The 13346-nt window shown below is 62.3% G+C and carries 11 protein-coding genes; 5 read left to right on the top strand and 6 right to left on the bottom strand.

Going from position 1 to position 13346, the window contains the following annotated elements:
- Positions 1–29 precede the first annotated feature (29 nt).
- Positions 30–695: a response regulator transcription factor gene (locus tag C0058_RS21825; protein ID WP_102369554.1), complete on the bottom strand. Its 666-nt coding sequence runs from the start codon at positions 693–695 to the stop codon at positions 30–32.
- A gap of 237 nt (positions 696–932) precedes the next feature.
- Here C0058_RS21825 and ercA point away from each other — a divergent pair, with 237 nt between their 5' ends.
- The 5 genes from ercA (at position 933) to C0058_RS21800 (ending at position 8465) form a co-directional block, all read left to right on the top strand.
- Complete coding sequence (gene ercA, locus C0058_RS21820; protein ID WP_102369553.1) at positions 933–2096, top strand: alcohol dehydrogenase-like regulatory protein ErcA; 1164 nt, start codon at positions 933–935, stop codon at positions 2094–2096.
- Entirely contained in the window at positions 2080–3450 is a 1371-nt protein-coding gene (locus C0058_RS21815) for a hybrid sensor histidine kinase/response regulator (RefSeq protein WP_003207799.1), read from the top strand. Before ercA ends, C0058_RS21815 begins: the two co-directional genes overlap by 17 nt.
- A gap of 79 nt (positions 3451–3529) precedes the next feature.
- A complete protein-coding gene (locus C0058_RS21810; protein WP_102369552.1) occupies positions 3530–5008 on the top strand; it encodes a DASS family sodium-coupled anion symporter in 1479 nt (492 codons plus the stop codon).
- A 656-nt stretch (positions 5009–5664) separates the two neighbouring features.
- Positions 5665–7323 (top strand): MFS transporter, encoded by a 1659-nt coding sequence (locus tag C0058_RS21805; protein WP_102369551.1) that lies wholly within the window; start codon positions 5665–5667, stop codon positions 7321–7323.
- Complete coding sequence (locus C0058_RS21800; RefSeq protein WP_003207807.1) at positions 7320–8465, top strand: HlyD family secretion protein; 1146 nt, start codon at positions 7320–7322, stop codon at positions 8463–8465. The genes C0058_RS21805 and C0058_RS21800 overlap by 4 nt, the downstream gene beginning before the upstream one ends.
- Before the next feature lie 120 nt (positions 8466–8585).
- Here C0058_RS21800 and C0058_RS21790 read toward each other — a convergent pair whose 3' ends face one another.
- From C0058_RS21790 to C0058_RS21770, 5 genes are all read right to left on the bottom strand, one after another.
- Positions 8586–9443 carry an aldose 1-epimerase gene (locus C0058_RS21790; protein WP_102369550.1) on the bottom strand — a complete coding sequence of 286 codons (858 nt, stop codon included), beginning with the start codon at positions 9441–9443 and terminating at the stop codon, positions 8586–8588.
- 128 nt (positions 9444–9571) lie between these two features.
- Positions 9572–10852: a TRAP transporter large permease gene (locus C0058_RS21785; protein ID WP_102369549.1), complete on the bottom strand. Its 1281-nt coding sequence runs from the start codon at positions 10850–10852 to the stop codon at positions 9572–9574.
- The gene (locus C0058_RS21780) at positions 10853–11380 is read right to left on the bottom strand and encodes a TRAP transporter small permease (protein ID WP_003207813.1); all 528 of its coding nucleotides are present in this window, start codon (positions 11378–11380) and stop codon (positions 10853–10855) included.
- A gap of 67 nt (positions 11381–11447) precedes the next feature.
- Positions 11448–12419: a TRAP transporter substrate-binding protein gene (locus tag C0058_RS21775; RefSeq protein WP_102369548.1), complete on the bottom strand. Its 972-nt coding sequence runs from the start codon at positions 12417–12419 to the stop codon at positions 11448–11450.
- Between the two features lie 51 nt (positions 12420–12470).
- On the bottom strand, positions 12471–13346 hold the full coding sequence (locus tag C0058_RS21770; protein WP_003207816.1) for an SMP-30/gluconolactonase/LRE family protein: 876 nt from the start codon (positions 13344–13346) through the stop codon (positions 12471–12473).

The raw sequence follows: 13346 nt of genomic DNA, 5'->3' as shown, positions 1-13346 counted from the left end.
ATGCGGTCAGCATCCCGCCCCTACGGGTATCAGCGCCGCAGGTAGGCACCAAAGTCGATGTCCCCGGCGCTGAGAATCGCCTGCACCCGATTGTGCACGTTCAACTTGCGCAGGATTGCCGAGACATGGGCCTTCACCGTGGTCTCGGCAATCTCCAGGCTATAGGCGATCTGCTTGTTCGAGTCACCCTTGGTCATCCGCTCCAGCACCAGCAATTGCTTGCGGGTCAGGGCCTGCAGCAGCTCCGGCGCAAGCCCCAGGCAATCATTCATGCGCCGTTGCCCGCTGATTTTCTGGCTGCGAATAATCTCCGGCGGCAAATACACATTGCCGTTGAGAATCTGTTGGATTGCCTCGGTCATCTGCAGCCTGGGCGAGGACTTGGTGATAAACCCCACCGCGCCATAGGTGATGGCTTGCAGCACGACCTGCTTGTCCTGCTCGGCAGACACGATCACCACCGGAATCGTCGGCGACTCGTTGCGCAGGTTGATCAGGCCATTGAGGCCGTGCATGCCCGGCATGTTCAGGTCCAGCAGGATCAGATCCAGGTCGTCGTGCTCCTGGCTCAGGGCCAGGGCGCTGTCCAGGTCGCCGGTTTCCATCACTTCGCTGCCCGGGAACCCGTCGCTGATGACGTTGTGGATCGCCTCGCGAAACAGTGGGTGATCGTCGGCTATCAGAATTTTGTACATGGACGTTCGCCTTATTATTTTTGCTTATTCAAGCAGGTCCGATCCATAGGGTCATGCGCCCATTACATGCCAGTCTCGATGCCTTGGGAATGCGACGATAGAGAGGGGAATCAGTACCAAAGTAGTAGATCGTGCCGTACGTCGCGGTTTCAGCGCCCCCCATTGGTCTGATTGCAATCAGTGTCGGATGGGTTAGTGTGGGGCGCATCTTCCAGAATAATAAAAACAGGCTTACCAATGAGCCCAAACCTGAGTCTCCTGCGTAAATTCGTTTCCCCTGAAATCATCTTTGGCGCCGGCTGCCGGCACAACGTAGGCAACTACGCCAAGACCTTTGGCGCGCGCAAGGTGTTGGTGGTGAGTGATCCCGGCGTGGTTGCTGTCGGCTGGGTGGCCGATGTCGAGGCCAGCCTGCAAGCCATCGGCATCGACTACTGCCTGTACACCGCCGTTTCGCCCAACCCCCGGGTTGAAGAGGTGATGCTCGGCGCCGAGGTCTACCGTGAAAACCATTGCGACGTGATCGTCGCCGTCGGTGGCGGCAGCCCGATGGACTGCGGCAAGGCCATCGGCATCGTGGTCGCCCATGGCTGCAGCATCCTCGACTTCGAAGGCGTCGACACCATCCGCGTGCCGAGCCCGCCGCTGATCCTGATCCCGACTACCGCGGGCTCCTCGGCGGATGTCTCGCAGTTCGTGATCATTTCCAACCAGCAGGAGCGCATGAAGTTCTCCATCGTCAGCAAGTCGGTGGTGCCCGATGTTTCACTGATCGACCCGGAAACCACGGCGAGCATGGACCCGTTTCTCTCGGCCTGTACCGGCATCGATGCGCTGGTGCATGCCATCGAGGCCTTCGTGTCCACCGGCCACGGCCCGCTGACCGATCCCCACGCGCTGGAAGCCATGCGCCTGATCAATGGCAACCTGGTGCAGATGATCGCCAACCCCGGCGACATCGCCCTGCGGGAGAAAATCATGCTGGGCAGCATGCAGGCCGGGCTGGCGTTTTCCAACGCGATCCTCGGCGCGGTGCATGCCATGTCCCACAGCCTTGGCGGCTTTCTCGACCTGCCCCATGGCCTGTGCAACGCGGTGCTGGTGGAACATGTGGTGGCGTTCAACTACAGCGCGGCACCGGAGCGTTTCAAGGTGATTGCCGAGACCTTCGGCATTGATTGCCGGGGCCTCAATCACCGGCAAATCTGCGGCCGGCTGGTGGACCATTTGATCGCGTTGAAGCATGCGATCGGCTTCCATGAAACCCTCGGCCTGCATGGGATTCGAGTGGCGGACATTCCCTTTCTGTCGCAGCACGCCATGCACGACCCGTGCATCCTTACCAACCCGCGTGAGTCCAGCCAGCGTGACGTCGAGGTCGTCTATGGCGAAGCTCTCTGACGATCAGCAACGGGCACTCGCGGGTCTGCTGGGGCTGGGCAACCACTCGGCGCGCAAGAGTCATTACCCCGAACTGACCGCGCGCCTCGACGAGCTGGAAGCCGAGCGCAATCGCTACATCCGCCTCAACGACGAATTGGAACAGCGGGTCGCGGCGCGTACCGACGAGTTGCTGGAAGCCAACCGCAACCTGCAACAGCAAATCGCCCAGCGCGAGAAGATCGAGCAGGACTTGCGCGATGCTCGGGATGCCGCCCAGGCCGCCAACCGCAGCAAGGACAAATACCTTGCCGCCGCCAGTCATGACCTGCTGCAACCCCTCAACGCCGCACGCTTGCTGATTTCCACCCTGCGCGAGCGCAACTTGCCCAGCGTCGAACACGTGTTGGTGGAGCGCACCCATCAGGCCCTGGAAGGCGCCGAGGATTTGCTCACCGACTTGCTGGACATTTCCCGACTCGATCAAGCGGCGGTCAAGCCGGACATCGCCCTGTACCGTCTCGACGAACTGTTCGCACCGCTGGTCTCGGAATTCCAGTCGGTGGCCGCGGCGTCCGGGCTGAACCTGCGGGCGCGTACAGGCCATTACGCAATCAACACCGACCTGCGGCTGGTGACGCGGATCCTGCGCAATTTCCTCAGCAACGCCTGCCGCTACACGAGCGCGGGCTCCATCCTGCTGGGCGCCCGCCGCCGGGGTGAGCGGTTGCGCCTGGAGGTGTGGGACACCGGGCGCGGAATTGCGGCGGACCGCCTGGACGCCATCTTCCTGGAGTTCAATCAACTGGACGTGGGCCGCGCCGCCGACCGCAAGGGCGTGGGACTGGGGTTGGCGATTGTCGAGCGTATCGCCGAGGTCCTCGGTTATCCGGTGGCGGTGCGTTCGTGGCCGGGGCGCGGTTCGATGTTCAGCATCGAAGTCCCCATCAGCGAGGACATGCCGCTGCCCATCAGTGTGGTGGCCGCGCAACCGAGCACCGGCAACCCGCTGCCGGGGAGGCGGCTGCTGGTGCTGGATAACGAAGTCGGCATCCTCGACAGCATGAGCGCGCTGCTTGGGCAGTGGGGCTGCGAAGTGGTCACTGCGACCGATCAGGCCGGCGCACTGGTTGCGTTGCAGGGCAGGGCACCGGAGCTGATTCTCGCGGACTATCACCTGGACCATGGCGTGGTGGGCTGTGAGGTCGTGCACCAGTTGCGCGAGCATTTTGGCTGCAGGATTCCGGCAGTGATTATCACCGCCGACCGCACCGACCAATGCCGCCGTGCATTGCAGCGCCTGGACGTGCCATTGCTGAACAAGCCGGTCAAGCCCGGCAAGTTGCGAGCGGTGTTGACCCAGTTATTGGCCTAGCCACTTGATACCCGTCAACACCGGGCGTGACGCTTTGCCTCATGCTGTGGGCCAGACTTCACGGCCGACGGAGAACCCCATGAGTGCCCCCGCAACAACTGCTGCTTCATTCAAGTTGCCCCTGGGCCTGGTGGTCGGCGTACTGGTGATGGTCGGCGTGCTGCTGTTGCCGCTGCCGGCCGACTTGCCGGTGGCCGGGCACCGGATGCTGGCGATCCTCGCGTTTGCGGTGGTGGTATGGATCACCGAAGCGGTCTCCTACGAGGCCAGCGCGATCATGATCACCTCGCTGATGGCGTTTTTGCTCGGCACTGCGCCGTCGCTGCAAGAGCCGACGCACCTGATCGGTTCCAGCCCGGCCATCAGCATGGCGTTGACGGGGTTTTCCAACCCGGCGCTGGCGCTGGTGGCCGGCGCGCTGTTTATCGCCGCAGCCATGACCCATACCGGGCTGGACCGGCGCATCGCGTTGGTCACCCTGACCCGGGTGGGTACCAGCACCCGGGGCATTCTCGTCGGGGCAGTTGCCGTGACCATCCTCTTGAGCCTGGTGGTGCCCAGCGCCACGGCCCGCAGTGCGTGTGTGGTGCCGATCATGATGGGGGTGATTGCCGCGTTTGGCGTGGACAAGCGTTCGAATATTGCGGCCGGGATCATGATCGTCGTGGCCCAGGGTACGAGCATCTGGAACGTCGGTATCCAGACGGCGGCGGCGCAGAACCTGCTGACGGTTGGCTTTATGGACAAGATGCTGGGGCAGCGGGTGTCGTGGATCGACTGGTTGATCGCTGGGGCGCCGTGGGCGCTGATCATGTCGGCGGTGTTGTTGTTTTTGGTGTTGAAGCTGCTGCCGCCGGAGAGTGACAGCATTCCCGGAGGCAAGGAGGCGGTGGCGCAATCGCTGGTGGACATCGGGCCGATGACGGGGCCGCAGAAGCGCTTGCTGACGGTGTCGGTGCTGCTGTTGCTGGCGTGGGCGACTGAGGGGCGGTTGCACAGCTTTGATACGACCTCGACGACGTATGCCGGGCTGGTGTTCTTGCTGATGCCGGGGATTGGGGTGATGACCTGGAAGGATGTGCAGTCGCGGATTCCGTGGGGCACGGTGATTGTGTTTGGGGTTGGCATCAGCCTGGGTACGGCGTTGCTGACCACCCAGGCGGGGCAGTGGCTGGGGTCGCAGGTGGTGGCGCATACCGGGTTGGACCAGGTGGGGCCGCTGGGGGTGTTTGCGATTCTGGGGGTGTTTTTGATCGTGATTCATTTGGGGTTTGCCAGTGCCACGGCGTTGACCTCGGCGTTGTTGCCGATTTTGATTGCGGTGTTGCAGACGTTGCCCGGGGAGTTCAGTCGGCTGGGGATGACGATGCTCCTGGGGTTTGTAATGAGCTACGGGTTTATCCTGCCCATCAATGCGCCGCAGAATATGGTGTGTTTGGGGACCGGCACGTTTACCGCGCGGCAGTTTGCCAAGGTCGGGATTTTGGTGACGTTGATTGGATATGGGTTGATGTTGGTGTTTGCGGCTACGTATTGGAGTTGGTTGGGGTGGATTTGAGGTGGGGGCATATCCGTTATTTCGGTAACGGCCGCTTATGGTTCCGCTCTTACAGCGGCCCGCTTCGCACTGCCTGCGTTCGGCCTCGGGCTCATTGGGGCAGTCAGATCAAGGTCAAAAGCAAAAGCACAGCGGCCTACCGGCCGGCTTGAGTGTTAAAAACAGAGGCAAGATCCAGGGCGAAAGCAGAGCTGCTTTTCTGTGGGAGCGGGCTTGCTCGCGAAGAACCTGAGAGCGCCGCGTTCATTCAGGATGCCCGCGTCATCGTTAACGACCTTCGCGAGCAAGCCCGCTCCCACATTTGACCGTGCCCGCTTTAGCTGTTGACACTCAAGCCGGCCGGGAGGCCGCTGTGCTCTTGCTTTTGATCTTGATCTTGATCTTAGGCGCCCCGTTAACCACGCTGGCCGGAGTGCGGGCACACCGAGCATTAGCGAGGTGCCGAGTGGTGGGGCAAGAGCGTTTTGCTTACTTTTGCGCTGTTAAGAAGTGAGCCGCTGTAAGAGCGGAACCATAAGCAGCCGTTACCGCAGCAACGGATATGCACCCCAACCGCCCAAATCCCTCCCAAGATGGCAAGTTGAACTCCACTCAGGTTTACTACTCCCTGAGTAACCGTTCCACCGGCCCCAAACGCCGGTCATCAAGGCCACCGAATGGACAAATACACCCCCCACACCTGGCAGCCCCACGAGCGCCCGAGCCTGCCGGGCTCGCCGTCGACGCCGCTGCATTCCACCCGCAAGCGCTGGGCCTACGCCCTCGTCGGCGTACTCGTGGCAATCACCGGTGGCCTCGGCAACTCGCTGGTGATCGCCAACCTTGTGTACCTCCAGGGCGCCCTGGGCGCGACGACGGCCGAGATGGCCTGGCTCCCCGCCGCCTACGTCATGACCAACGTCTCCATGAACCTGCTGCTGGTAAAATTCCGCCAGCAATTCGGCCTGCGTGCGTTCACCGAAGTGTTCCTGGTGCTCTACGCCTTGGTCACCTTCGGCCACCTGTTCGTCAACGACCTCAGCTCGGCCATCGCCGTACGCGCGGCCCACGGCATGGTCGGCGCCGCCCTCAGTTCCCTGGGCCTTTACTACATGATCCAGGCCTTTCCCGCAAAGTGGCGGATGAAAGCCCTGGTGCTCGGCCTGGGCACCGCGCAATTGGCGTTGCCCCTGGCCCGACTGTTCTCCGAAGACCTGCTGCAAATCGCCGAATGGCGCGGCCTGTACCTGTTCGAACTGGGCATGGCGCTGACCTGCCTGGGCTGTGTGTTCCTGCTCAAGCTGCCACCGGGCGACCGCTTCAAGACCTTCGAAAAACTCGACTTCCTGACCTTCGCCATCCTCGCCACCGGCGTCGCCTTGCTCTGCGCGGTGCTTTCCCTGGGCCGTATCGACTGGTGGCTGGAAGCGCCGTGGATCGGTATCGCCTCGGCCTGCTCGCTGGTGCTGATCATGGCCGGCCTGGCCATCGAGCATAACCGCTCCAACCCGTTGCTGATGACCCGCTGGCTGGGCAGCGGGGCGATGATTCGCCTGGCGCTGGCGGTGGTGCTGATTCGCATGGTGCTCTCGGAGCAGTCCACCGGCGCCGTGGGCTTCATGCAGATGCTGAACATGAGCAACGAGCAGATGCGCACGCTGTATTGGGTGATGCTGGCGGGGGCGATTGCCGGCCTGGCCGTGAGCGCGCTGACCATCAACCCCGCGCATTTGCTGATGCCGCTGATCATCTCCCTGGCCTTCATGGCCGTGGGCTCGGTGATGGACAGTTTCTCCAGCAACCTCACGCGTCCGCAAAACATGTACATCAGCCAGTTCCTGCTAGGCTTTGGCGGCACGTTCTTCCTCGGGCCGACCATGGTCCTGGGCACGAAGAACGTACTGACCAACCCCAGGAACCTGGTGAGTTTCTCGGTGCTGTTCGGGATCTGCCAGAACCTCGGCGGCCTGATCGGTGCGGCATTGCTCGGTACGTTCCAGATCGTGCGGGAGAAATTCCATTCCAGCATGATCGTCGAACACCTGACCCTGCTCGACCCGCGTGTGGCCGCACGGGTGGCCAGCGGCGGCTCGGCCTATGCCGGGGTGATCGCCGACCCCGAGCTGCGCAACCTCATGGGCATTCGCAGCCTGGCCACGGCCGCCACCCGCGAGGCGAATGTGATGGCCTACAACGATGTGTTCATGCTGATCGCGATCATCGCCATACTCACCATGATCTGGATCTTTATCCGCAGCCTCTGGCTGATGAGTACCACTAAAGCTGCCGCCAGTGCAGCGCCTCCCGTTCAACCCAGCGGCGCACTTTCTTCATGACCGAACCGACGACGACCACCACCAACGCCATCGCTTCCACGCCGGAAGGCACCGCGCCGCCGAGCATGCCGGCCACCGAACCGCGCTCCTTGCGGGTGCGCATCATCTCTTCCATGGGCTTTGCCGCGATTGCGATTATCGGCGTGCTGATCGTGCTCTACGCCTGGCAGTTGCCGCCCTTCAGCAGCGCCGTGGAAACCACCGAAAACGCCCTGGTGCGCGGCCAGGTGACGATCATCGGGCCGCAGCTCAGCGGCTACGTGTATGAAGTGCCGGTGACGGACTTCCAGTACGTCAAGGCCGGGGATTTGCTGGTGCGCCTCGATGACCGTATCTACAAGCAGCGCCTTGATCAGGCCCAGGCGCAACTGGCGGTGCAGCAGGCGTCCCTGGCCAATGTGGTGCAGCAACGCAACAGCGCTGAGGCGACCATCAAGCTGCGTCAGGCGGCCTTGATGGACAGCCAGGCCCAGGCCCGCAAAAGCACCGCGGATTTGCGCCGCAATGAGGAGTTGATCAGCGATGGGTCGGTGTCCAAACGCGAGCTGGACGTGACCCGCGCCGCCAATGCGCAAACCATCGCAGCCGTGGCCCAGGCCCAGGCCAACCTGGAAATCGCCCGGCAGGATTTGCAGACAGTGATCGTCAATCGCGGTTCGCTGGAGGCGGCGGTGGCCAGTGCCGATGCGGCGGTGGAACTGGCACGTATCGACCTGTCGAACACCCGCATCATCGCCCCGCGTGACGGGCAACTGGGGCAGATTGGCGTGCGCCTCGGGGCTTACGTCAACAGCGGCGCACAGTTGATGGCGCTGGTGCCGAACCAGCTGTGGGTGATTGCCAACATGAAAGAAACCCAGATGGACAACGTGCAGGTCGGCCAGCCGGTGACCTTTACCGTGGATGCCCTGGACCACCGCAAGTTTCACGGCACGGTGCAGCGCATTTCCCCGGCGACCGGGTCGGAGTTCAGCCTGTTGCAGGCGGATAACGCCACCGGCAACTTCGTCAAGATCGCCCAGCGGGTGCCGGTGCGGATTACCGTGGATCCGGGGCAGGAGCAGAGTGAACGGCTGCGACCGGGGTTATCGGTGGTGGTGAGTATCGACACGGCGGGGCGTTTAAAAAACACTCCTCCCTGACACACTGGAGATCAAAATGTGGGAGCGGGCTTGCTCGCGAATACGGAGTATCAGTCGCAGATGTACTGCCTGATCCACCGCATTCGCGAGCAAGCCCGCTCCCACATGGGTTTTGTGTTGTTAGAGGGTTTTGTATTGCAGGCTGAAACTGAGTTCTGCCGACTGGCCTTGTTCCAACAGCTTCAATCCCGGCCTGCCCGGCAGGTGATGGGCATTCACCGGATGACTCACCGGCTCGAAGCAGAAAAAATCCAGCCCCGGCGGGCAATACAGCAGGTAATAGTCGCTGCCGGTGGCCTGGCATTCCAGGGTGTAACCCAGGTCTGGCTGCTGGATGACGCAGCGCCCGTCCCATTGGCCAAAACCGTTATCCACCAGCGCCTCGGGCAACGACTTGAGCCGTTGAAAATCCCACTCGGCGGGCACGGCAGCCAGGCCCGTCGGCAATTTCGCCGCATCACTCATCCATACCTGCGAAGCCTTGGCCTGCAATTGTGTGCCAGGCCTGCGGGGCAGATACGGATGCAATCCCAGGCCATGCCACGCTGCGTTTTCTGCCAGGTGCGTGACGCGCAAGGTGATGCTCAACTTGCCGTCCTTCAACTGAACTCGCTGCTCGGCGCGATACGCAAAGGGTGTGCTGCTGTCCAGTTGCAACACCACTTCGTCTGCCGTCTGGCTGACCACCTGCCACACCTGTTGCCAGGCGCTGCCATGAATCGGCAGCGGGTCCAGCGGGCTGTTGGGCTCAAGTCCCAACCATCCTGATGGGGTATCGAAGCCACCTTCGGCCACCCGGTTCGACCAGGGCGCCAGTGGGAAACACCCCAGCTTGCCCGGCAAACCGGTGCCCAGTGCGTGTTGATCAGTAGGGCGCAGCAAGGGTTGGCCGCTGCTGCGCACGGTCCAGTTGACGAGGCTGCCACCCAACGCTGGCGCCAGCGTCAGGTGGGTGAGGTTGTCTTCGAGTTCAAGCATCAGCGCACCCTTGATCGTTCCCACGCTCTGCGTGGGAATTCATCCTGTGACGCTCTGCGTCAAGGTTTTAAGAGCGGACGCAGAGCGTCCATGGCGGCGTTCCCACGCAGAGCGTGGGAACGATCAGTTCATAACACCAGCCCAGGCAACCACAACGACAACGCCGGAATGTAGGTCACGGCCAGCAGCACCAAAAACAGTACGCCATAAAACGGCAGCAGTGCCTTCACGGTCTTCTCGATGCTGACCTTGCCCACCGCCGCCCCCACAAACAGCACTGCGCCCACTGGCGGAGTGATCAGGCCGATGCCGAGGTTCACCAGCATGATCATGCCGAACTGCACCGGGTCGACGCCGATACCGAGAATCACCGGCATCAGGATTGGCGTGAGGATCAAAATCAGCGGCGCCATGTCCATCACCGTACCCAGCAACAGCAGCATGGCGTTGATGCACATCAGGATCACGTAGCGGTTGTCCGACAGGGTCAGGAACATCGTGGTGATCTTCGCCGGGATCTGCATCAGGGTCATGATGTAGCCGAAGCTGGCGGCGAACGCGATCAGGATCATCACGATGGAGATCGTGCGCACCGTGCGGTGCATCAGCTTGGGCAGCTCGCTCCATTTGTAGTCGCGGTAGATGAACATGGTCACGAAGAACGCCCACAACACCGCAATCGCCGCCGACTCGGTGGCGGTGAAGATGCCCGACAGAATCCCGCCAAGAATGATCACCATGGCCATCAGGCCCCACAATGCGTCGGCGCAGATTTTCAGTGCCTGTTTCAGGGGGATCACTTCGCCTTTGGGGTAGTTGCGCTTTTTCGCGAAGATCAGGCACAGCACCATCAGGCAGGCGCTCATCAGCAGGCCCGGGACCACGCCGGCCATGAACAGCGAGGCGATGGACACGGTGCCGCCCGCCGCCAGGGAGTAGAGCACCGAGTTGTGGCTCGGAGGCGTCAGCAAGGCTTGTACCGAGCCGCTCACGGTGACGGCGGTGGCGAATTCACGGGGATAGCCCTGGCGTTCCATTTCCGGAATCAGCACCGAACCGACAGACGCAGTATCGGCCACCGACGAGCCGGAGATCGCGCCAAAAAACGTCGAGGCCATGATGTTCACCAGGGACAGGCCGCCGCGCACAAAGCCCACCAGCACCCCGGCAAACGCCACCAGCCGGCGCGACATGCCGCCCTCGGCCATGATCGCCCCGGCCAGCACGAAGAACGGAATCGCCATCAGCGAAAACTTGTTCACCCCGCCGGCCACCTGAATCATCAGGGCCTGGAACGGAATGTCGATCCACCACGCGCCGATCAGCGCAGAAAGCCCCAGGGCGTAGGCCACCGGCATGCCAATCAGGATCAGGGCGATAAAGCTGCCCAACAGAATCAATGCGTCCATTCAGGCAGCCCCTTCACTTTCTTCAACCAGGTCGAAGCGCACGACCCGACGATTGCTCTGGTCACCCAGCAGGAGTTTTTCCAGCACAAAAACCAGGGTCAGCAAGCCACCGATCGGGATCGGCATATAGGTGATGCCCACCCGCAAGGTCGGCATGGCGCTCATGAACTGGTTCCAGGTCGACAGGCACAATTTGCTGCCCCAGATCGTCATGAACAGGCAGATGGTTGCCATCAGCAATTGTGAGACGATGCCGACGATTCGGCGTTGGCCGGGCGGCAGGCGGTCGGTGACCATGGCCACCGACATGTGCGCCCCGGCGCGGTAACTGGCGGCGGCGCCGACAAAGGTGAACACCAGCATCAGCAGGATAGCGGTGGGCTCCGGCCAGCTGGAGCCGGTGCCGAGCACGTAGCGGGCGAAGATGCCCCAGGGAATGATCAGCGCGACGCCAAGAACGGCGAGGCCGGCGATCCAGATGCAGCTCATGTAAATGCGGTCGTTGATGCGCAGCAGTAAATTCTTCATGGCGTTCACCGTAACCGGGCGCGTCGATGCCGACCGCGCCGGGCCTTATCTATGAGGGGAAGGAGGGTTACTCGACGGCTTCGATGCGCTTGATCAGTTCGGCGTAGGGCGCGCCGTACTTGTCGCGGATCGAAGCGGTGGCCTCATAGAACGGTTTCTTGTCGATGTCGATGAACTCCACACCGGCGGCCTTGAGCTTGGCTTCACTGCTGGCAGACTTGGCGTCCCACAGCTCGCGCTCCTGGATCTGCGCGGCTTTGGCGGTGTTCTTCACCAGCACCTGTTGCTCGGGGGTGAGCTTGTTCCAGGTGATTTTCGACATCACGATGGGCTCGGGCAGAATCAGGTGGCCGGTCAGGCTGTAGAACTTGGCGTTCTGGTAGTGGTTGTGTTCCAGCAGGGTGGGCGGGTTGTTTTCCGCGCCGTCAATCACGCCGGTCTGCAGGGCGCTGAAGATCTCGCCGGTGTCCATGGCAATGCCGTTGCCGCCCATGGCGTTGATGGTTTCGATGAAGATCGGGTTGCCCTGCACGCGGATCTTCATGCCCTTGAGGTCTTCGATCTTGCGCACCGGTTTCTTGGTGTAGAGGTTGCGCGTGCCGCCGTCCATCCAGGCCAGCGCCACCAGGTTGAATTCGGAGTCGGTGATCTTGGCGAGGATTTCATCGCCGATCTCGCCGTCGATGACCTTGCGCATATGCACCTGGTCGCGGAATACGAACGGCATGTTGAACACGTTCACGTCCGGCACCACCGGGCCGACGATGCCGAGGCTGACCCGGGCCATCTGGATCGCGCCGACCTGGGCCTGTTCCACCACTTCCTTTTCCGAGCCCAGCACGCCGCCGGGGAACATCTTGAAGGTCAGGCCGCCGTTGCTTTCGGCCACCAGGGTTTTACCCAGCTGTTCTTCGGCGACGACGGTGGGGTAGCCGGCGGGGTGGATGTCGGCGAATTTGATTTCCAGCGCGTGGGCGGCACCGGCGAAGACGAAGGTGAAGGGGAGTGCGGCGAGGAGCAAAGTGCGTTTGAAGTCCATGGGGTGTCTCTCCAGTCTTGTTATTGTTTTATTCAAGGCACAGCGATGCAGCTAGAGGATGAAGGTGGGCTCCGGCAATCCGGTGACCCCGGGGTTGAGGGCAAACACGCCGCCGGCCAGCGACTGGGCACTGTGGTCGTCGCGGATCGAGGTGACGAACAGGGTGTCCAGGCGGCTGCCACCGAAGGCGCACATGGTGGGTTTTTTCACCGGCACGGCCAGTGAGCGGTCGAGACGGCCGTCGGGGGTAAAGCGGTGGACCAGCCCGGCATCGTTGGCGCAGATCCAGTAGCAACCTTCGGCATCCACGGCGGCTCCGTCGGGGCGGCCGAGGAACTGGTGCATATCCACAAACAGCCGCCGATTGGACGGCGTGCCGCTGTCGATGTCGTAGTCGAAGGCCCAGACCTGCTGGACCAACGGGTGCGAATCCGAGAGGTACATCGTGCGCCCGTCCGGGCTGAAGGCCAGGCCGTTGGGGGTGATGAAACCGTTGAGTGCGGTGTGAACCGCCCGGCCTGTTTCGTAGCGGTACAGTGCACCGTCGGCCGCATTCTCGGCCATGTTCAGCACCATGCTGCCGGCCCAGAACCGGCCCTGGCGATCACAGCGGCCATCGTTCAGGCGCATGTCCGGGCGGGCGTGCTCGACGCTGGCCAGGGGCGCAGTGTCGAGCCTGCCATCGTTGTGGGGCGTCAGCCGGAAAAACCCGGTTTGCATGCCCGCGACCCAATCGCCCGCTGAGGTGCGGGCGATGCAGGCAAGCATCTGCGGAGCTTTCCAGGCCTGCGCCTGGCCGCTGGTGGCGTTCCAGCGTTGCAGTTCGCCTGTGGGAATATCCACCCAGTACAGGGCGTTTTCCCCGGGTACCCACACCGGGCATTCACCCACGGCGTTGCGGGCGTCGACAATCAGTTCTGCTTGCAT

The organism is Pseudomonas sp. NC02 (assembly GCF_002874965.1).
Classification (GTDB): Bacteria; Pseudomonadota; Gammaproteobacteria; order Pseudomonadales; family Pseudomonadaceae; genus Aquipseudomonas.
This window is presented reverse-complemented; position numbering and strand designations above follow the sequence as displayed.

Excerpts from the sequence above, each read along its gene's own strand:
- C0058_RS21825 (WP_102369554.1), bottom strand. The coding sequence starts at position 695 with ATGTACAAAATTCTGATAGCCGACGATCACCCACTGTTTCGCGAGGCG.
- C0058_RS21780 (WP_003207813.1), bottom strand. The coding sequence starts at position 11,380 with ATGAAGAATTTACTGCTGCGCATCAACGACCGCATTTACATGAGCTGC.
- C0058_RS21805 (WP_102369551.1), top strand. The coding sequence starts at position 5,665 with ATGGACAAATACACCCCCCACACCTGGCAGCCCCACGAGCGCCCGAGC.
- C0058_RS21775 (WP_102369548.1), bottom strand. The coding sequence starts at position 12,419 with ATGGACTTCAAACGCACTTTGCTCCTCGCCGCACTCCCCTTCACCTTC.
- C0058_RS21785 (WP_102369549.1), bottom strand. The coding sequence starts at position 10,852 with ATGGACGCATTGATTCTGTTGGGCAGCTTTATCGCCCTGATCCTGATT.
- C0058_RS21800 (WP_003207807.1), top strand. The coding sequence starts at position 7,320 with ATGACCGAACCGACGACGACCACCACCAACGCCATCGCTTCCACGCCG.
- C0058_RS21790 (WP_102369550.1), bottom strand. The coding sequence starts at position 9,443 with ATGCTTGAACTCGAAGACAACCTCACCCACCTGACGCTGGCGCCAGCG.
- C0058_RS21770 (WP_003207816.1), bottom strand. The coding sequence starts at position 13,346 with ATGCAAGCAGAACTGATTGTCGACGCCCGCAACGCCGTGGGTGAATGC.
- C0058_RS21810 (WP_102369552.1), top strand. The coding sequence starts at position 3,530 with ATGAGTGCCCCCGCAACAACTGCTGCTTCATTCAAGTTGCCCCTGGGC.
- C0058_RS21815 (WP_003207799.1), top strand. The coding sequence starts at position 2,080 with ATGGCGAAGCTCTCTGACGATCAGCAACGGGCACTCGCGGGTCTGCTG.
- ercA (WP_102369553.1), top strand. The coding sequence starts at position 933 with ATGAGCCCAAACCTGAGTCTCCTGCGTAAATTCGTTTCCCCTGAAATC.